Raw genomic sequence first — 20,791 nt, 5'->3', positions numbered from 1 at the left:
TTTCTTTTTGTCTAAATTTAAATATTGTTTATCTTGCATACTAACTATATAAAAAAACTTCCCCAGTAGGAGAAGTTAAGTAATTTTAAATTATTTTACGAATTTATTGATTTCTTCTTCAATGCTTTCAATTTTTTTAGTTGCTTCTTCATCAGTATCACCAATTACAGCAAGATAGAATTTAATTTTTGGTTCAGTACCACTTGGGCGTACTGCAATCCAGCTACCGTCTTCAAGGTGATATTTAAGTACATCACTTGGAGGAGTTGTAAGTTTTTCAACTTTTCCAGTATGAGATGTTGCTGTTTGTTCTTTGAAGTCTTCGGTAAGTAATACTTCTAGACCTGCAAATTTACTTGGAGCGTTATCTCTGAAATTAGTCATAATCTCTTTGATTTGTGCACTTCCGTCAATTCCTTCTAAAGTAAGTGAAATTGTTTTTTCTTTAAAATGACCATATTCAGCATATATGTCTTGGATTCCGTCGTAAAGAGTTTTTCCAAGAGATTTATAGTAAGCGGCCACTTCACAAACAAGAAGTAGAGCTTGGATAGCGTCTTTATCACGAACAAAAGGTTTGATTAGATAACCAAAACTTTCTTCGAAACCAAACATGTAAGTATGGCTACCAGTATCTTCAAATTCTTGAATTTTTTCAGCAATGAACTTGAAACCAGTTAGAACGTTGAACATTTCAACATTATAGCTTTCAGCAATGTGAGCTACTAGGTCAGTAGATACGATTGATTTTAAGATAGCAGCATTTTCTGGAAGAGTTCCTGCAGATTTATGCGCTTCTAAAATATATTTAGCAAGGATGGCACCGATTTGATTACCAGAAAGAGGCTGGTAATTTCCATTTGGAAGAAGTACTTCCACACCGATACGGTCAGCATCAGGATCAGTAGCTACAAGCATTTCAGCTCCGACTTCACGACCAAGTTCTTCGGCAAGTTTGAAGGCTGCTTGACTTTCAGGATTTGGTGATTTAACAGTTGGAAAATCACCATCAGGAATTGCTTGTTCTTCGACAACTGCAATTTTTTCAAATCCAGCTTGAGCAAGTCCAGCACGTCCTAGCATTTCACCAGTACCATGAAGAGGAGTGTAAACGATATTTAAGTCACGACCAAATTTATCAATTAAGTCTTGGTTAATTGTTACAGTTTTAAGAAGTTCAAGATATTTATCATCAATTTCCTTACCGATGATTGTTATCAATCCTTCTTCAATATATTTATCACTAGATTCTGGATTAATTGAAAAAATATCATCAATAGCTTCAACATATTTTGTTAATGCATCTGCATCATGCGGAGGCATTTGTCCACCATCTTCACCGTAGACTTTATACCCGTTATAAGGAGCAGGATTATGGCTAGCAGTAATCATAATACCATTAAGGGCATTGAGTTCACGAACAGCAAAAGATAATTCTGGAGTTGGTCGCAAAGATTCAAAAACAAAACTAGGGATTCCGTGACTAGCTAGAACAGAAGCAGCTTCCATCGCAAATTCTGGTGAAAAATGACGAGAATCATAGGCAATTGCAACCCCACGTTTCTTTTCTTCTTCCCCTTTGCTATCCATTAAGCGTGCAAGTCCTTCAGTAGTTAAACGAACTGTGTATTTGTTCATACGGTTAGTACCAACACCAATTAATCCACGTTGCCCTGCAGTACCAAACTCTAAACTTGTATAAAAAGCATCTTCAATTTGTTCCTCAGTTAAATGATTCAATTCTTCAACAAGATGTTTATCAAGATCCTTGTTATCAACCCAAGATTGATATGTTTCTTTGTAACTCATAAGCTTCTCCTTTTTATTATATATGTAAGCAATTACATTTTATCATAAATTAGTAATTTTTTCACTTGTTTTTAGTGAAATGTTACATCAAATATTACTTGTTTTATTATAGACATTAAGCAAATTAAAAAGATTGCTGTCATAGTAAGCTTCCCAGTTTCTTTATATTGAAACAACGATATGAAAATGGATGAATTTGAATGAAAGTTATTGAAAATGGTTTCGTTTTTTTTGAAATTATATAAATAAAAAGACGTTATTCACGCCTTTTATATTCTTATTTTTTAATCTCTTACTTTTAAAAGTGCAGGCACTATAGCGGCTGTTAAAATAGCAGAGATAATAGCTTCAGCTATTGAGTTAGTACCTACAACAGAAGCAAGCACAGTTTTGACTGACCATTTTAGAACATCTCCGAAAATTAAATAAATCGCAGAAAGAACTAAAATAGTATTTGTTGCACTTCCAGCAAAACCAGCAATTCCTGCACCGATTTTAGGGTTTTTCTTCAAAAGTTGGAAGACAAAGTAAGGTACTACACCAATAAGAATACGTGGAACAAAAGCAATAAGAAGAGCACGCCAGTCACCAGAATTTGTTCCAGGAACAGGTTGCAGTGGGCTAAATAGGAAGCTTGTTGGCGTAGTGATAATAGTAGCTGTAACTGTACTGATTACACCCATTACAAATCCTAGAAATGCTCCAATTTTAGGACCTAAAATAATTGAACCAATTATTACGGGTACATGAACTAAAGTTGGCCTTATTGGAAATGGCCAAATAGTGAAAATTACTTGAGTTAAAACGTTGATAACAATCATAATGGCAATGAAAATAGAAATAATAGCTGTATTTGATGCCTTAGATTTTCTCATAAGATAGGGTCTCCTCTATTTTTGTTTTTATATAATCAAGATCTGCTAAGGCTCCACGTCCATAATCACCACAAGCAAGCAAAGCTATTTTGGGTTCTATTTCTGTGAAACCAACAGATTTTAAAATATCAATATTATTTTGAGTCAGTTTATTTTCATACATATTTGTATTCATAGCAGGGGCTACTATTTTTTTGACTTTTTGTGGTAATGCGAGTGCTACTGATGTTACTATATCATTTGCTGCACCGTGTGCTAGCCTGCTAATTGTATCAGCGCTAGCCGGAGCAACAATGAATAAATCAGTATTTTTTGCTATCTCAATATGGTTAACTACTTTCGGTAAATCTTCGTTCATAACATCTAGGTGAACGTTATTTTTAGATAGAACTTGTAGGGTTAAAGGTGTAATAAATTGTTGTGCTGCTTTGGTCATTAAAACAGTGACCTCATGATCATCTTTAGTCAATGCAGATACTAAATCGGCCGCTTTATATGCAGAGATGCTTCCCGTAACAGCAAGAGTTATTTTAGCCATTAATTTCCCCCTCTAATTTTTTGAGTGTTGTAGTAAAAATCAATTCAGCAATTTCATTCTTAGTATGAGCGATTTTTTCTTCATTTTCATCGACTAAGTACCCAATATGTTGTCCATCAAAAATATCTTCTAGGTCATTGGCAAAAATATAATCTGCTTTATTCTTTTCCAAGCTAGTTCTTGCTACAGAAAATAATTCATTTTTAGAAACGCCAACCAAAAGTTTAAAACCAACTAGAATTACATCATTATTATATTCTTTGATTTTACTAATAATTTTAGGATTTTTTTTCAAAAATAGGACTTGATAATCTGATTTTGAAGAGATTTTTTTGCTAGAATTTTTCATATTTAAAAATTCATTCAAATTATCACTTGTAGAAACCTCTTCAAAGTCTGTCATGTAGATTGGACTATAGTCACTAACAGCCATGGAGTGAATTACAATATCCACTTGTGGCACATATTTTGCCATGTTTTCATCCAAAGATTGAGTGTCTGATATTGATATAATTTTAAGGTTATCAGATGGATCAGGTAGTTTAGCATTTTTTCCTGCTAACAAAATAACAAAATGACCGTTTTCAATATATTTTTCGGCGATAATTTTTCCTAGACTTCCTGTTGCAAAATTAGTAATACCACGAACCCTGTCAATACTCTCTGTTGTTCCGCCTGAAGTAATTAAAACCTTCATTAGTAAACCTCCTCATTGCGTAGCTGTTAACGCTTTCCTATTATATTAAAAAAACATGAATTAATCAAACTTTCTGGATATATTTGTTGACAAGATAAAATAACGACTGTATAATGAATTTGTATTGATGAGGTTGATGTTCTACGTTCATTCTGAATGTACGTTTAATAGTCTTCCGTATCATATATTGATTTAAAAATAACCGTTATCCTCCATAAAATAACATTATTTTTAAATTGTTACAGTTTGTCATGTGTTAATATTAACATCTAATTTTTTTATCCCCCATAATGTAAAAGGATTAGCTAGACATGATAGCTGTAAATATAATAAATCTTTCCCCCATTAAAGATTTATCCCTTTGAGAACGGACTTTGGTCCGTTTTTTTATATTTATATAATAAAAAGCCAATTCTTTTTTACAAAAAAATTGGCTTTTTTTAATTAGCTAATGGTTGTACCATTGGTATTTGAACTAGTGAATAAGTATTTGAGAATAAAAGGCGCAATGATAGTTGTAAGAATAATTACTATAACAAGTTCAGAATATATTTGAGTTGATATTATTTTTTCATCCAATCCGATTTGGACAACAATGAGAGCCATTTCTCCACGACTAACCATTCCTGAGCCAATAACTAGAGAATCTTTTTTACTAAAATTAAATGCTCGACCTGAGATGTATGCCGGTACAATCTTTGTAAGCACAGCTAATATTGTGAATATAGTTATAGTTCCGATTTTACTAACCATTCCATTAAATGAAATTGGAAGTGCAATTGATACAAAGAAAATTGGAATAAAGAATGTGTAAGCAACTGTGGATATTGAATGTTCGATATCTTTAGCAAAGCTTGTCTGTCCGATAGCAAGTCCAGCAAAGAAAGCACCGATTACTGAACTCATGCCAACTAAATCAGCTAGTATAGCAAGTGTAAAACATATAATTAAGGCAATTGAAGTATTCTTAGCAAATATTTGGATTCGTTTCGTATATTTGAAAATAACAGGAACAAAGTATTTAATGACAAAAAATAGAAAAACAAGGAATATTACTTGACCTAAAATTTGTAAACTAAAATTGGAAGAATCACCTCTTGATGATATAAAGAAACTTAAAATTAATACTGCTAGAATATCATCAGCTACTGCAGCACCCAAAATTACGGCACCTGCTTTACTTTTTACTTTTCCATACTCTTGAAGGACTTCAACAGTAATTGAAACACTAGTAGCTGCAAAGACTATACCATAAAATAATGCCGTATTGCTATCGTAACCTAAGGTCTTAGTGTACAAAGTGAAAAATAGCAACGGAACCATCACACCAGATATTGCAACTAGAAGACTAGGCTTTAAGTATTTTTTCAAAAGATTCAAATCAGCTTCTAGACCAGCGAGGAACATTAAAAGTATGACCCCAATTTCTGACAGAAAATGAAGTATTTCAGTTTGCTTTACCAATCCAAAAATTGCAGGGCTAACTAATATACCAACAAGCAACTGCCCTACGACGGCAGGTATCCCGAAACTTTTTGAAAAGCTAGTAGCTAGAAAGCTAGCTAATAAAATTATTGTAATTTGAATTAATTCAGACATATTTTTCTTCCTATATATATAAAATAAAAAATAATATAGCATAAGCTACATTATTTTCTTTTCATTTCCCCATGAGGGAAATAAGTTCCTTCTTCCATATCGTTTATAAAAACGTGAATTGCATCAGCAGAAGCACCAGTATTTTTCATAACAACTTCAGTTACTTCTTTGGCAAGATTAATTTTCTGTTCTTCAGTGCGACCTTCAAAAAGATCTATACGTACAAATGGCATTCGTCACCTCCTTATATTTTCTTGGCTATTATAACACGTGTTTAAGAAATAGTAAAAGTGATACGGATATATGAATTATTAAGAGGTATAATACATATGTTAAAAGTACAGTAAAAAAAATAGTTAAAAAAGTTTTTTTCTTGTAATTATTAACACTATAATATGATAAGCTAAAATAAAGGAGATGAATATGTTGAATAAAAATGAAAATACTATAAAAAGTCAGGACAGTTTATCTGAATTTCAAGGAGTAATAGCGGAAAAAGTACTTCCTAACGAGGATGTAAGTAAGACATATAGAGTTTTCCTCAGTAACATAGAAGCAATTTCTGATGATGAAAATTTATTACCCATTTTAAATAATTTTGGTCTAGTATTAAACTTAGTAAAAGGACAGTTTCAAGCTATCAGGCCAAACAAATTAAAAGTTGGGGACAAAGTTATCTTTTCTCTAAAAGGTATTCCGCCAATGACTATGTCTATTCCACCACAAGTAGCAGGAGTAGCTGTAGAGTATATAAAACTTGTTGAAGAATAAACAGCCTATATAGAAAAAATTCTCGTACTATGGTAAAATTTAGAGTAACTTTATTCTTGTCCTCTTTGGACAAATGACTATTTGGAAGGATATTTTAGATTAATGGCACAGTTATTTTTTCGTTATGGTTCCATGAATGCAGGCAAAACCATCGAAATTTTGAAGGTTGCACACAATTACGAGGAGCAAGGAAAAAAAGTTGTTTTAATGACTAGTGCTCTTGATACACGTGATGGTGTGGGAATAATCTCTTCTAGAATTGGGATGAGCAGACCAGCAGTTCCAATTACTGATGATATGGATATTTTTGAAATGATAGATGAAATGGTTGAAAAACCATACTGTATCTTGATTGACGAATGTCAATTTTTAAGCAAAAAAAATGTCTATGATTTAGCAAAAATAGTTGATGATTTAAATGTTCCAGTCATGGCTTTTGGACTCAAAAATGATTTCCGTAATGAGATGTTTGAAGGTTCAAAACAATTGCTTTTACTGGCTGACAAGATAGAAGAAATAAAAACAATTTGCTGGTATTGTAGTAAAAAAGCTAATATGATTTTACACTTTGTTGATGGGAAACCCGTTTATGAAGGTAATCCAATTCAAATCGGAGGAAACGAATCATATCTACCTGTTTGTCGCAAACACTACTTTCATCCAGAGCTAGCAGATATAAAGGAGAATAGATAAATGTACGATCAGCTTCAATCGGTTGAGAACCGTTACGAAGAATTAGGGGAGCTTCTAAGTGACCCAGAGGTAGTAAGTGACACAAAGCGTTTCATGGCTCTTTCAAAAGAAGAAGCAAGTATTCGTGAAACAGTAGCTGCTTACAGAGACTATAAAAAAACGCTAGAAACAATTTCAGAAAGTGAAGAGCTACTTGGTGAAAGCGGACTTGATGATGAAATGATTGAGCTTGCTAAAGAAGAACTTAAAGAAGCTAAATCACATAAAGAAGATCTTGAAGAAGAAATGAAAATTCTTTTACTTCCTAAAGATCCAAATGATGATAAAAATATCATCATGGAAATTCGTGGAGCAGCAGGTGGAGATGAGGCGGCATTGTTTGCTGGTGACCTTCTCAATATGTATCAAAAATATGCTGAGAGTCAAGGTTGGAAATTTGAAATAATGGAAGCAAATGTCACTGGAATTGGTGGTTATAAGGAAGTTATAGCTATGATTTCAGGTGATTCTGTTTATTCTAAATTAAAATATGAAAGTGGAGCACATCGTGTTCAGCGTATTCCTTCTACTGAATCACAGGGTCGTGTTCATACATCAACTGCTACGGTTGTAGTTTTACCGGAAGCAGAAGACGTTGAGATTGATATTCCAGATTCTGATTTACGTGTAGATATCTATCACGCTTCTGGAGCAGGTGGACAGCACGTCAACAAGACAGCATCTGCTGTACGTATTGTCCATTTACCAACAGGTATTAAAGTTGAAATGCAAGATGAACGTAGCCAACAGAAGAACCGTGAAAAAGCTATGAAAATCATTCGTGCTCGTGTATCTGACCACTTTATTCAGGCAGCACAAAGTGAGTATGATGCAAATCGTAAATCAGCTGTAGGAACTGGTGATCGTTCAGAACGTATTCGTACATATAACTTCCCACAAAATCGAGTAACAGACCACCGTATTGGTCTTACAATTCAAAAGCTAGATCAAATTCTTGCAGGAAAACTTGACGAAGTTGTTGATGCTTTGGTTATATATGATCAAACACAAAAATTAGAAGAATTAAATAAGTAAAAAGGATAGCTAATAATGAATTACAAAGAGTTTTTTGATGAAAGAGAAAAGGATGCTCAAAATCAGGAAGATTTAGGCTATGTGTATCGATATATCAAAAAACTTGATAGACTTTCCTACCTTAATTTGTTAAATAAAGAAATTGAAGAAAATGATTGGCAATTCTTAGAAGATATTTCTCAAAGATTAGCTCAGAATGAGCCTGCGCAATATATAGTTGGTGATACTGATTTTTATAATCTTAATCTTAAAGTTGATTCGAGAGCTCTAATTCCACGTCCAGAGACAGAAGAGTTAGTAGACTTGATTTTGAAAGAAAATGAAGTTGAAAATTTAAAAGTCTTAGATGTTGGAACTGGAACAGGTGCTATTGGATTATCTCTAAAAAAGGCACGTCCTTCATGGCAAGTTACTTTAGCAGATATTTCAACTGATGCTTTGACTCTTGCAAATACAAATGCAGAAGCCAATAATTTATCAGTGGATTTTGTTCAAAGCGACGTTTTTTCTAATGTGAATGGTTCTTTTGATATCATAGTTTCAAATCCTCCATACATTGCATATAATGAGCAAGATTTGATGGATGAGTCGGTAATCAAATACGAACCAGACTTAGCATTATATGCTACTGAATCAGGCCTTGCAATTTATAACAGATTGGCAGCTAATTCCGAGCAATTTCTAAGCCAGAATGGTAAAATTTATTTGGAGATTGGTTTTAATCAGGGACAAGCTGTTAAAAATTTGTTCCAAAAATCTTTTCCCAAAAAAGAAATTAGGATACTGCCTGATTTGGCAGGATTAGATAGGATGGTGGTTATTAGTGATAACGGAGAGATTAGAAAATAATCAAACTGCACATGCCGCTGATATATTGAAGTCTGGTGGGATGGTTGCACTTCCTACGGAAACTGTATATGGTTTGTTTGCAGATGCTTTAAACGAGGATGCTGTAAGACAAATATTCGCAGTTAAAAATAGAAGTTTGGATCATTCATTGAATTTAAATGTTTCTAGTATTGAGGACATATATAAATATTCTCAGAATCAGCCTAGATATCTAGGACGTATTATTGAAAAATTTATGCCTGGCCCTTTAACTATAATTTTAGAGGCAAATGATAAGGTTCCTTCATATATTAATGAAGGAAAAAAAACTGTTGGATTTAGGATGCCTGCAAATCCATTTACTTTAGATGTCATCAAAAAAGTTGGTGTTTTAGTTGGTCCAAGTGCTAATATTACTGGACAGAGTAGTCCTACTAAGGCTGAACAAGTCTTAAGGGATTTTGATAAAAAGATAGATGCTGTGAAAGAAGATGATTCTGGTATCAGCGGAGTAGACTCGACGATAGTTGATTTTTCAGGTGAAAAACCAATTATTTTACGACAGGGAGCAGTAATGCTAGAAAGTATTAAGGAGCTATTATGATTTTTGACAAGATTGAATTTTCAAGTTACGATCCAGAACTTTGGTCTGCGGTTAGTGCTGAGGAGCGTCGCCAACAACAAAATATTGAACTAATTGCTAGTGAAAATGTAGCAAGTAAGGCAGTTATGGCTGCTCAAGGAACAGTTTTAACGAACAAATATGCCGAAGGTTATCCTGGTCGTCGTTATTATGGCGGTACTGATGTTGTAGATATTGTTGAGAATTTAGCAATTGAACGTGCTAAAGAACTTTTTGGAGCGAAATATGCCAATGTTCAACCGCATTCAGGTAGTCAAGCCAACCAAGCAGCTTATATGAGTTTGATTGAGCCTGGTGACAAGGTAATGGGAATGGATCTTGCAGCTGGCGGACACCTAACTCATGGTGCACCAGTTAGCTTCTCGGGGAAAAATTATGATTTTACATCATATGGAGTAGATCCAACTACGGAAGAACTTGATTATGATGCCATTCGTGTTAAAGCGCGTGAAGTTAAGCCTAAGCTTATCGTTGCAGGTGCGTCAGCCTATTCTAAAAAAATTGAATTTGATAAGTTTCGTGAAATAGCTGATGAAGTTGGGGCATATTTGATGGTTGATATGGCTCATATTGCTGGTCTTGTAGCAGCAGGAATTCATCAAAACCCTATAGATTATGCAGATATCGTAACTACCACAACACACAAAACTTTACGTGGGCCACGTGGTGGTATGATTTTAACAAACAATGAGGATCTTGCTAAGAGAATAAATAGTAGTATCTTCCCAGGTATTCAAGGTGGTCCTTTAGAACATGTAATTGCTGCTAAGGCTGTTGCTTTCAAAGAAGCACTTGATGACGAATTTATAGCCTACCAAGAGCAAGTAGTAAGAAATGCTAAGGCTATGGTTGAAGTTTTTGCCCAAGAAGAAGGACTTCGAGTTATAAGTGGTGGAACAGATAATCATCTCTTTATGCTTGATGTGACTGGACTTGGAGTAACTGGAAAAGAAGCTCAAAATCTATTAGATGATGTAAGTATTACTTTAAATAAAAATTCTATCCCATTCGAACCGCTTAGCCCCTTTGTTACTAGTGGTGTGCGTATCGGAACTCCAGCCATTACTAGTCGCGGATTTAAAGAAGAAGAGTCTAAACAAGTTGCTAATTTAGTTATTAAAGCTTTGAAAAATAAAGATAATCAAGAAGTATTAGATGAGGTAAGGGATGAAGTTATCACTTTGACTGACAAATTCCCGCTATATTAAAATGATCGATATATATGTAAAAAAAGCAATAATTCACTCGTTTGATCCAGGACAACCAGAAATTAACTTTTCGACAAGTCTCATGGAACTGTCACCTTTATTACTTGATTATGTCACAAAGAAGGTGGAAAAAGTATATTCTGATGATGCTAAACGAGGAATACTCTCTGATGACAATCAGTTTTTACTTAATATAACTGATGATTTTATTGAATCATCAGAAAATGTAGCAAATTTTTGGCGTGAAGAGTTTGTACTTTCAGAAGCACAAAAAATGAATGACTTACTTTTTGTAGAGTTTGAAAAAGATACACATTTACACTTTGCCTTTATTAGAATGAGTTTAAGAGAAAGCTTCGCTCATATTGATGACGAAGGTAATATCAAAATTAGAAAAACAGAAAAGAATTTACCAGGTGCTGGAAGTGCAGCTGATGAATCTATTGTTATTAATTTAGACACAAAAGAATATCATCTAATTGAAAAAAGAATTAAGTATAATGGAAAAAATTATAATTATTTCTCTGAAAACCTACTCGCTGAAAAACCTGATATTTCTATAAATCATGCCATAAAAGCAATAAAGAAAACTGCTCAAGCAGTTGCTAAGGATATGAATAAAGATGATTTTATGTTTTCTTCTAAGATTCAAAACGCTGTTTTCAACTCAATAGAAGAAAAACAAGCTTTGGATCCCGAAGAACTAGCCAATCAATTCTTTTCAGATAATCTTACAGCACGCTTGAATTTTCAAGAGAATGTTAAAGAATCAATTCCTGAAACACTTAAATTTTCTGAAGTTCCTACTGAACGAGTGGAAAAGAAGTTATCAAATCAAAAATTATCTTTGTCAAATGGAATTGAATTAATGGTGCCACAATCTCTTTATGATGATGCGGATTCAGTAGAATTTATTCAGAATGAAGATGGCACCTATTCAATATTAATTAAAAATATTGAAGAAATAAAAAATAAGTGGTAAAAACCTTGAGATTGGAGGCTGAAAAATATGTTTAAATTCTTACGAAGACTTATAGTTCTTGGCCTTTTGGTTTTTGCTGGTCTTTATTTATACAATGTTCGACAAAATGTAAAGCAAGTTATGACCTATAAGGACTATATTCAAAAAACTTTAAATGAACATGGTGTAGCGGGCAATAATGACACTGAACTTGCCTTAGCGATTATTTATACGGAAACTAAGGGACGTGCTGCTGATATTATGCAATCAAGTGAGAGCGTATCTGGTGAAACTAATATGATTGATAATGAACAAGATAGTATAAAGCAAGGGATTATCACTCTATCAGAAAGATTGGAGAGTGCTGCTAAAGCGAATGTTGATGTTTGGACTGGTGTTCAAGCATATAATTTCGGTGAAGGTTATATTGATTATGTTGCTAAAAATGGTGGTAAAAACACTTTGGAATTAAGCGAAAATTATTCAAAAAATGTTATTACTAAATCTCTTGGTAACACTGATGGAAAAACCTATCGTCATCTCACACCAGCAGCTATTTTATTTAATGGTGGAAAGCTTTATGTTAATGGTGGAAATATTTTCTATGCCCGTGAGGTTAAATTTAATTTATACTTGATTAGAATAATGGATTGGTTTTAATAGCTAAATACTTCAATTTGAAAATATCAATAAGTAATAAAATAAGCAATAAAAAGATAGTTTGTTATAGACTATCTTTTTATTATGAATTGTAAATTTTATTCAAGAACTCGTGGTTCACTAGCATTTCCTCCAAAAAAATTTTGTGTTATAATTAATTTTAATGAACTGTACTAGTTATTTAAAAACTAAGGAGAATAATTAATAATGGTTAAAATTTATCTTGTTAGACATGGTAAAACCATGTTTAATACAATCGGAAGAGCTCAGGGTTGGAGTGATACTCCCTTAACCAAAGAGGGACAATTAGGAATTACAGAACTTGGCTTAGGTTTTAAAATAGGTAATATTAAATTTGATAGGGCTTATTCATCAGACAGTGGTAGAACTCTACAAACAATGAACCTTATCCTTGAAAATTCCGATAATGAAGGCATTACATATACAATGGATCCACGTATACGTGAATGGTGTTTTGGAAGTATGGACGGAGCCTATGACGGAGAATTATTTGGTGGAGTATTACCACGTACAGAGGCATTTGGTGGACGAGATATTGATTCATTAACATATGAAGATATTGCAAATGGAATTATGGAAGTAGATACTGCTGGATGGGCTGAGTCTTGGGATGTTTTAAGTAATAGGATTATTACAGGATTTACAGAACTTGCACAGGAATCAGAAGATTTTGAATCAGAAGAAATAGTAGTAGTAAGTCATGGAATGACCATAGCTACTTTTATACATTTAATTGATCCTAGCCAACCAAGAATTCAGTTGTTAGATAATGGTAGTGTGACAGAGCTAGAGTATAAAAATGGACAGTTTGAAATTTTGAAAATTGGTGATATGTCGTATCGTCAAGAAGGAAGAAAATTTTTAGAGAATGAAGATTAAAAACGTAGTAATTGGTGCCAGTATTGTAACTATAATAACTTTATCTATATTTGCAATCGGTAGTTTGCTGGGAAACAAAAGCTCTGATTCAGATTTTTCCCAAAAAACCACTCAGTCGTCTGAAAAAAATAGTGAGTCATCTGGAGAAAATGAATCAAATACTAATACATCAAAAGACGATTGGAAATTGATCTTAGTTAATAAAAAAAATGTTTTGGATTACGAAGTTTCTTTTAATCAGGTTTCAATGACTGAAGGTAAGTCAATTATTGTTGATGAGAGAATTGAAGAAGCTTTGCAAAGTTATGTAGATGGTGCAAAGTCTGCAGGATATGATATACAATATGTTTCGGGATATAGAAGTCGTGCAGATCAGCAAGTTGTATATAACACTTCACTTCAACAAAATATTGCAAATGGATTGAGTAAAAAACAGGCTGAAGAAGCAACTGAGTCTTTGATCAATCCTCCAGGGGCAAGTGAGCATATGACTGGGCTTGCTGTTGATATAGCAGGAAGCGATGCATTAGCAGCTTATCCGCAATTAGAAGGTGATATGGATAAGTATGAATCCCAGCAATGGTTGATTAAACATGCACAAGATTATGGTTTTATTCTCAGATATCCAAAAGATCCTAAATCGATTGAACAAACTATGATAGACTATGAAAGCTGGCATTTCAGATACGTTGGTAAAGATATCGCAAAGTATATTACTGAAAAAGGAATTACGTTAGAAGAATATCTGGATAAACTACTAAATAAGGAGCAATAAGAATTAATGAGACGAAAATTAAAAATTCCATTTCTTATTCTACTCATCATTATGATTTCTCTTATCTTGTTTCTTATTAATAAAGTATCAATTGAGTATAAGTCAGAAGATATTTCTTCGGGTGTTGTAAGAAAAAATAAGGTTAGTAAAGAAGAATTTATTAAAGATATTGCACCTGCTGCGCAAAATGTTCAAAGATCATATGGAATAAGAGCCTCTCTAATTATGGCTCAAGCAATTTTAGAATCGAATTTTGGTCAAAGTGACTTAGCAAGTAAGTATAATAATTTATTTGGTATAAAAGCAGGTACCACGGATAAACATATTAAACTTGAAACTAAGGAATATATTGATGGAAAATGGATTACAATCAAAGATGACTTTGCTTGGTATAATTCGTGGTCTGATTCAATCATTGCTCATGCAAAACTTATGCGAGAAGGTGTAGATTGGGATAAGAATTTGTATGAAGATGTGATAGCAGCAGATAATTATAAGGATGCTGCAAAATCAATTGAGGATGCTGGGTATGCAACAGATCCTACCTATGCTGATAAACTTATAGAAGTTATTGAACAATATAAATTATATGAATACGATAGGCAATGAGAGTCATACTCTTATTGCTTTTTCTATATATTATATTAAATATTTATTAACTTATAGTATTTAGCTACAACTGATAATCAACTGAAGCCTTTTACAATCAGCGAAAATTACTTTTTATTTTACTAGTTAATTTATTTTTAGCACTCGATATAAATAAGTGCTAAAAAATTGTGCTTTTTTCTTGACAATATATAACATTGGGTGTATTATATAAATATAGTTAGCAGTCAGGAGGTATGAGTGCTAATGTTGACAAAAAGACAACAGAAAATTTTAAATTTAATAGTCGGTATATATGGAGAGTCACAGGTTCCTGTTGGTTCAAAATTATTAATGGAAAACATTAAGGCTAGCAGTGCTACTATCAGAAATGATATGAATGCTCTTGAAAAATACGGATTTTTAAAAAAAGAACACTTGTCGAGTGGAAGGATACCTTCAGTTGATGGTTATAAGTATTTTATTGAGAATTTCTTAGAGCCAAATAAACTTGATAAGAAAACTATCTTTGATGTCATGCAAGCATTTGACCATGACTTCTATAGAGTAAGTGATATTTTTGAAACTGGAGCTAAACTTTTAACTGAGCAAATGGGTTTTACAAGCTTTGTTTTAGGAATTCAACCAAAGGATCAGATTTTATCGAATTTTGATATAGTTATCCTTGACAATCATTCTGCTTTAGCAGTTATGACAATGGCAACGGGAATTGTTAAAACTAATCAATTTGTCTTACCGAGTAGTTTGACGGATAAGAGCTTAAATACAATTTCAGATATTGTGCACTCAAGACTTGTTGGGAAAAAAGCTATTGATATTCATTATGCTTTGATGACTGAAATACCACAAATACTTGCTAAATATTTTCAGGTAACTGATGGAATACTTGAGTTATTCGAAGATATATTTTCAGTTTTATATACTGAGGATATACATGTATCTAGAAAACATGATTTATTTGACTATACTAGTCGAGATGAAAGATTATATCAGCTTCTAGGTGATAACCAAAGTCTAACCTATGAATTGAGAAAAACAATTGATGGAGAAGCAATGAGGGTTATAAAGATAGATGAGGCAGGAGCTTTTGAAAATCTAACTGTAATTGCTCAAAAATTTATTATTCCATATAGGGGTACCGGTACAATTGCAGTAATTACTCCAATTGATATTGATTACGATAAAATCGTCAGCATTGTGGACTTGATAGCAAAAATTCTATCAATGAAATTAGCTGATTATTATAGATATTTAGACGGAAATCATTATGAAGTTCAAAGATGACGTCAAGATAAGGAGATGAAAATGTCTAAAAAAGATTTAAAAAATGAAGAAAATGAAGAAGTAGTACCACAAGAAGATGTTCAAGTTGAAGAGGTCGTCAATGAACCTACTGAACTTGAATTGGCTCAGGAAAAAGCTGATGATTTTGAAGATAAGTACTTAAGAATGGCAGCTGAAATGCAAAATATTCAACGCCGTTCAAATGAAGAAAGACAAACACTTCAAAGGTATCGTTCACAAGATTTAGCTAAGAAGATTCTTCCTAGCATAGATAATCTTGAGAGGGCTCTTGCAATCGACGAGATGGATGAGTCAGTTCGTAAGGGAATTGAAATGGTACAAGAAAGTTTAAGTCGTGCTCTTGCTGAAGAAGGAGTTGAAGAAATCTCTTCTGAAGGAACATTTGATCCGAATTTCCATATGGCAGTTCAGACTGTTCCGGCGGACGATGAACATCCAGCTGAAACAATTGTTCAAGTTCTTCAAAAAGGATACAAACTTCATGAACGTGTACTAAGACCTAGCATGGTGGTAGTAGCACAATAATATATTGACCGCAATGTCATAAAACTATAAATAAAATAAACAGATTAGAATTAATAAAGAAAATAAAAAGGGGAAAACATTATGTCTAAAATTATTGGTATTGACTTAGGAACAACAAACTCTGCAGTAGCTGTACTTGAAGGTGGAAGTTCAAAAATAATTCCAAATCCTGAAGGAAATCGTACAACTCCATCAGTAGTATCTTTTAAAAATGGCGAAATCCAAGTTGGTGAAGTTGCAAAACGTCAAGCTGTGACTAATCCAGATACGATTTCTTCAATTAAACGTCACATGGGTGAAGATTACAAAGTAGAAGCAAATGGAAAATCTTATACACCACAAGAAATTTCAGCGATGATTCTACAATACCTTAAAGGTTATGCAGAAGATTATCTTGGTGAAAAAGTTGAAAAAGCTGTAATCACAGTTCCTGCTTACTTCAATGATGCACAACGTCAAGCAACAAAAGATGCAGGTAAAATTGCTGGTCTTGAAGTTGAACGTATTGTAAACGAACCAACAGCAGCAGCACTTGCTTATGGTTTAGATAAAGATCAAGATTCAGATGAAAAAGTTCTTGTATTTGACCTTGGTGGTGGTACATTCGACGTTTCTATTCTTGAATTAGGTGATGGAGTGTTCGACGTATTATCTACAGCAGGGGATAACCATTTAGGTGGTGATGATTTTGATAATAAAATTATTGATTACTTAGTTGCTGAGTTCAAAAAAGAAAATGGAATTGATCTTTCTAAAGATAAAATGGCAATGCAACGTTTGAAGGATGCCGCTGAAAAAGCTAAAAAAGATCTTTCAGGTGTAACTTCAACTCAAATTAGCTTACCATTTATTACTGCAGGAGAATCTGGACCTCTCCATTTAGAAATCACATTAACTCGTGCAAAATTTGATGAGTTGACAGCTGATTTAGTGGATCGCACAAAAGAACCAGTACGTCGTGCTTTGAAGGATGCAGGATTAAAAGCTAGCGATATTGATGAAGTAATTCTAGTTGGTGGTTCTACTCGTATTCCTGCAGTTGTTGAAGCAGTTAAAAAAGAAACAAATAAAGAACCAAATAAATCAGTTAACCCTGATGAAGTAGTAGCTATGGGTGCTGCAATCCAAGGTGGAGTTATTACTGGTGATGTTAAGGACGTTGTACTTCTTGATGTTACACCACTTTCACTTGGTATTGAAACAATGGGTGGAGTTATGACTAAATTAATTGATCGTAACACTACAATTCCAACAAGTAAATCTCAAGTATTCTCAACTGCAGCTGATAATCAACCAGCAGTAGACATTCATGTATTACAAGGTGAACGTCCAATGGCAGCTGATAATAAATCTTTAGGTCGTTTCCAATTAACTGATATTCCTGCTGCACCACGTGGTATCCCTCAAATCGAAGTAACATTTGATATTGACAAAAATGGTATTGTATCAGTTAAAGCAAAAGACTTAGGTACTCAAAAAGAACAAACAATCGTTATCCAATCTAACTCAGGTCTTACTGATGAAGAAATCGATAAAATGATGAAAGAAGCTGAAGCGAACGCAGAAGCAGATGCAAAACGTAAAGAAGAAGTCGATACACGTAATGAAGCAGATGCTCTTGTATTCCAAGTTGGTAAAACATTACAAGAACTTGAAGGAAAACTTGACGAAGCTGATGTCAAAAAAGCAGAAGATGCTCGTGAAGAATTGACAAAAGCACTTGAAGGTGATGATATTGAAGATATTAAATCTAAATCAGAGGCTTTAAATGAAGTTGTTCAACAACTTTCAGTAAAACTTTATGAACAAGCATCAGCTCAACAAGCATCAGGTGAAGCTGACTCTACTGATTCTTCATCATCTGACGACGATGTTGTAGACGGTGACTTTGAAGAAGTAGATAAATAATCATAGATTTCACGACTGAACTTTAGGACATACGATAGTATTTAGGGCATCCATTGGGTGTCCTTTTTATATACTTGTATCAGCACTATGAAAATTGTAAATATTCGAATTATACTTCATAATATTAATTTGTACTAACTTTAAAAATATATTTATAAAATTTATTGATATTTTTATAGTTTTTTTGCCTATATATTATTGACAGTTATATTGAAAGCTGATACGATATATTATATCGGCAACCGATATAATTATTGAAGGAGAAAATTATGGTTTTAGAATTGAAAAATGTTACTAAAACTTTTGGGGACAAAAGGGCAGTTTCTAATCTCAACATGATTGTTAACCCAGGTCAAGTCATGGGTTTAATTGGTCAAAATGGAGCTGGTAAAACAACAACTTTTAGAATGATACTAGATTTTATCAAGGCTGATCCAGGATCTGTTATCACATGGAAAGGGAAGGAAATAACTCCTCAAATTAAACAGAAGATAGGGTTCTTACCTGAGGAACGTGGACTGTATCAGAAATTAACAGTAGAGGATCAAATTCTATATTTTGCTGAACTTCATGGTATGAATAGGGCAGACGCCAAGGAAAAATTAAAGCTTTGGATGGATCGACTTGAAGTAGTTGGTAAAGTTACAGATAAGGTTCAAACTTTGTCAAAAGGGAACGCGCAGAAAGTTCAATTAATAGCAACAATAATTCATGAACCAGAATTTTTAATATTGGATGAACCTTTTACTGGTCTTGATCCAGTGAACACTGCTCTTATGATGCAAGAAATTAATCGCCTTAAAGAGCAAGGTGCTGCAATTATTTTTTCAAGTCATAACATGGATGGTGTTGAAAAACTATCTGATGATTTAACCATGCTAAAAAATGGTAAGACAGTCTTACAAGGTGGAGTTAAGGAAATTCGTGATAGTTTTGGTAGAACACAAATCTATCTGGAATCGGATGACGATACTAGTGATTTATTGGATATTTCAGGAGTTGAATCAGTAGATAAGAGGGGGCAAGGAAGGATTTTACGTCTTGAAAATGAAGAGGTAGGATTACGTGTTTTTGAATATGTGGCTCGTGACGGATACGTACAATCATTCATGCAGGCCCCGCCTACTTTAGACGAGATCTTTAGAGCGGAGGTAGCAATTAATGAATAATCAAACAGTACTCGTAGCTAAGCAAGTATATAAATCACGAATTAAATCGATGGGTTTTTGGGGAATAGTACTATCGCCTATTATCGTAGCTCTGATAGGAATAGGGATCACTTTTTTAATGGGTAGCATGGCAGATAAAAGCCAAGCAAAATTAGCAGTTGTAAATGATCCACAACTAGTAAAGTATATCAAAGCAAGCAAGTCACTTGATGTTGAAATTTCTGAAGTATCTAGTGTAAATGGTGCAAAAAATGAGCTTTCAAAAGAAAAAATAGATGGATATTTGAATCAAGATAGTGGTAAGTTTACTTTGATAATTTCAAGTGAGGCGAATGCCAAAATTGACGAAAATGCTATTCGAAATCTCCTTACTCAGTATCAATTTACTGAGAAAGCTTCTAAGTTAAATCTATCGAACCAAGAGATTGCTTCACTTCAGGCCCCAGCTGACCTATCTGTGCATTCACAAGATAAGAAGGGTGATACAAAGGCTGGTGGAGATGCCGCAAATGGTGCTAATTATGCGATTAGCTCGGCGACTGGTATACTAATTTTTATGCTTCTATCAATTTACGTTGGAATGATAGCTCAAGAGATAGCTAATGAAAAATCATCACGAATCATGGAAATTCTTTTAGCTGCAACTAGTGCAAAAGTTCAATATTATGGCAAATTAATTGGAATATTTGCCTTAGCTTTAACTCAAATTGCAATCTATGTAGCAACGGTATTCATTGCACTATTTTTCTTTAAAGATAACGATATGTTAAAGATGGTAAAAGAAGTCCTTTCAGGAGTTGATCTAGGTTTCTTAGCCGTAACACTTGCGATGGTTCTCGTTGCAATCTTTGGATATCTTGTACTAGCATCAATAGTTGCCTCTCTAGTTAATGAACAAAGTCAAGTTCAACAGGCAGTAGCACCTGTCATGTACCTTTCAATGATTGGATATATCTTAGGATTCACGGTAGCTGGTTCACCAAATAATCTTTTGATAAAAATATTATCTTACGTACCATATATTTCACAATCACTAATGCCATCACGCTTAGCAATTCAATACGCAACTATGAAGGAGGCAGTTATTGCCTTAGTTATTGAAATTGTTGTAATAGGATTGATTACTAAAGGTGCTGAAAAAGTCTATGCGAAAAATGTTTTATCATATAGTGATGATAAAATATTTAAACAACTCATCAATTCATTTAAGCGCTCATAATTTTATTAATTTATTAAAAAACTTC

Annotated in this window: 22 protein-coding genes; 16 read left to right on the top strand and 6 right to left on the bottom strand. The window is 33.5% G+C overall.

What is annotated here, in order from left to right:
* Nucleotides 1–90 precede the first annotated feature (90 nt).
* The 6 genes from BG262_RS02480 to BG262_RS02455 all read right to left on the bottom strand — a co-directional run bounded on the left by BG262_RS02480 (nt 91) and on the right by BG262_RS02455 (nt 5,751).
* Nucleotides 91–1,809, bottom strand: a complete 1,719-nt coding sequence (locus BG262_RS02480) for a phospho-sugar mutase (protein WP_070787320.1) — start codon at nt 1,807–1,809, stop codon at nt 91–93.
* A 284-nt stretch (nt 1,810–2,093) separates the two neighbouring features.
* The gene (locus tag BG262_RS02475) at nt 2,094–2,684 is read right to left on the bottom strand and encodes an ECF transporter S component (protein ID WP_070787319.1); all 591 of its coding nucleotides are present in this window, start codon (nt 2,682–2,684) and stop codon (nt 2,094–2,096) included.
* The gene (gene coaC, locus BG262_RS02470; RefSeq protein ID WP_070787318.1) at nt 2,671–3,222 is read right to left on the bottom strand and encodes a phosphopantothenoylcysteine decarboxylase; all 552 of its coding nucleotides are present in this window, start codon (nt 3,220–3,222) and stop codon (nt 2,671–2,673) included. Before coaC ends, BG262_RS02475 begins: the two co-directional genes overlap by 14 nt.
* A complete protein-coding gene (locus BG262_RS02465; protein ID WP_070787317.1) occupies nt 3,215–3,919 on the bottom strand; it encodes a phosphopantothenate--cysteine ligase in 705 nt (234 codons plus the stop codon). Before BG262_RS02465 ends, coaC begins: the two co-directional genes overlap by 8 nt.
* 444 nt (nt 3,920–4,363) lie before the next feature.
* Nucleotides 4,364–5,518 carry a cation:proton antiporter gene (locus tag BG262_RS02460; protein WP_070787316.1) on the bottom strand — a complete coding sequence of 385 codons (1,155 nt, stop codon included), beginning with the start codon at nt 5,516–5,518 and terminating at the stop codon, nt 4,364–4,366.
* Nucleotides 5,519–5,568: 50 nt separating this feature from the next.
* Nucleotides 5,569–5,751 carry a 4-oxalocrotonate tautomerase gene (locus BG262_RS02455; RefSeq protein WP_070787315.1) on the bottom strand — a complete coding sequence of 61 codons (183 nt, stop codon included), beginning with the start codon at nt 5,749–5,751 and terminating at the stop codon, nt 5,569–5,571.
* A 190-nt stretch (nt 5,752–5,941) separates the two neighbouring features.
* Here BG262_RS02455 and BG262_RS02450 point away from each other — a divergent pair, with 190 nt between their 5' ends.
* The 16 genes from BG262_RS02450 (at nt 5,942) to BG262_RS02375 (ending at nt 20,766) form a co-directional block, all read left to right on the top strand.
* Nucleotides 5,942–6,289, top strand: coding sequence for a hypothetical protein (locus tag BG262_RS02450; RefSeq protein ID WP_070787314.1), 348 nt, complete (start codon nt 5,942–5,944; stop codon nt 6,287–6,289).
* A 102-nt stretch (nt 6,290–6,391) separates the two neighbouring features.
* Nucleotides 6,392–6,982, top strand: a complete 591-nt coding sequence (locus BG262_RS02445) for a thymidine kinase (protein WP_070787313.1) — start codon at nt 6,392–6,394, stop codon at nt 6,980–6,982.
* Complete coding sequence (gene prfA, locus BG262_RS02440) at nt 6,983–8,056, top strand: peptide chain release factor 1 (RefSeq protein ID WP_070787312.1); 1,074 nt, start codon at nt 6,983–6,985, stop codon at nt 8,054–8,056.
* Nucleotides 8,057–8,071: 15 nt separating this feature from the next.
* On the top strand, nt 8,072–8,905 hold the full coding sequence (gene prmC, locus BG262_RS02435; protein ID WP_070787311.1) for a peptide chain release factor N(5)-glutamine methyltransferase: 834 nt from the start codon (nt 8,072–8,074) through the stop codon (nt 8,903–8,905).
* A gap of 40 nt (nt 8,906–8,945) precedes the next feature.
* Nucleotides 8,946–9,488 (top strand): L-threonylcarbamoyladenylate synthase, encoded by a 543-nt coding sequence (locus tag BG262_RS02430; RefSeq protein ID WP_070787369.1) that lies wholly within the window; start codon nt 8,946–8,948, stop codon nt 9,486–9,488.
* Nucleotides 9,485–10,735, top strand: coding sequence for a serine hydroxymethyltransferase (gene glyA / locus BG262_RS02425; protein WP_070787310.1), 1,251 nt, complete (start codon nt 9,485–9,487; stop codon nt 10,733–10,735). The genes BG262_RS02430 and glyA overlap by 4 nt, the downstream gene beginning before the upstream one ends.
* Before the next feature lie 4 nt (nt 10,736–10,739).
* A complete protein-coding gene (locus BG262_RS02420; protein WP_070787368.1) occupies nt 10,740–11,717 on the top strand; it encodes a nucleoid-associated protein in 978 nt (325 codons plus the stop codon).
* A gap of 27 nt (nt 11,718–11,744) precedes the next feature.
* Nucleotides 11,745–12,356, top strand: a complete 612-nt coding sequence (locus BG262_RS02415) for a lysozyme family protein (protein WP_070787309.1) — start codon at nt 11,745–11,747, stop codon at nt 12,354–12,356.
* Between the two features lie 207 nt (nt 12,357–12,563).
* The gene (locus tag BG262_RS02410; protein WP_070787308.1) at nt 12,564–13,256 is read left to right on the top strand and encodes a histidine phosphatase family protein; all 693 of its coding nucleotides are present in this window, start codon (nt 12,564–12,566) and stop codon (nt 13,254–13,256) included.
* 64 nt (nt 13,257–13,320) lie between these two features.
* Nucleotides 13,321–14,031, top strand: coding sequence for a M15 family metallopeptidase (locus tag BG262_RS02405; RefSeq protein WP_158006631.1), 711 nt, complete (start codon nt 13,321–13,323; stop codon nt 14,029–14,031).
* Nucleotides 14,032–14,037: 6 nt separating this feature from the next.
* Nucleotides 14,038–14,640 (top strand): glycoside hydrolase family 73 protein, encoded by a 603-nt coding sequence (locus tag BG262_RS02400; RefSeq protein ID WP_070787306.1) that lies wholly within the window; start codon nt 14,038–14,040, stop codon nt 14,638–14,640.
* 246 nt (nt 14,641–14,886) lie between these two features.
* A complete protein-coding gene (gene hrcA / locus BG262_RS02395) occupies nt 14,887–15,924 on the top strand; it encodes a heat-inducible transcriptional repressor HrcA (RefSeq protein WP_070787305.1) in 1,038 nt (345 codons plus the stop codon).
* Nucleotides 15,925–15,945: 21 nt separating this feature from the next.
* Nucleotides 15,946–16,470, top strand: coding sequence for a nucleotide exchange factor GrpE (gene grpE, locus BG262_RS02390; RefSeq protein ID WP_070787304.1), 525 nt, complete (start codon nt 15,946–15,948; stop codon nt 16,468–16,470).
* Nucleotides 16,471–16,551: 81 nt separating this feature from the next.
* Nucleotides 16,552–18,378, top strand: coding sequence for a molecular chaperone DnaK (dnaK, locus tag BG262_RS02385; RefSeq protein ID WP_070787303.1), 1,827 nt, complete (start codon nt 16,552–16,554; stop codon nt 18,376–18,378).
* A gap of 269 nt (nt 18,379–18,647) precedes the next feature.
* Entirely contained in the window at nt 18,648–19,547 is a 900-nt protein-coding gene (locus BG262_RS02380; RefSeq protein WP_070787302.1) for an ABC transporter ATP-binding protein, read from the top strand.
* Entirely contained in the window at nt 19,540–20,766 is a 1,227-nt protein-coding gene (locus BG262_RS02375; protein WP_070787301.1) for an ABC transporter permease, read from the top strand. The genes BG262_RS02380 and BG262_RS02375 overlap by 8 nt, the downstream gene beginning before the upstream one ends.
* Nucleotides 20,767–20,791: the final 25 nt, after the last annotated feature.

The sequence above is a fragment of the Floricoccus penangensis genome (assembly GCF_001832885.1).
GTDB classification, from domain to species: domain Bacteria; phylum Bacillota; class Bacilli; order Lactobacillales; family Streptococcaceae; genus Floricoccus; species Floricoccus penangensis.
This window is presented reverse-complemented; position numbering and strand designations above follow the sequence as displayed.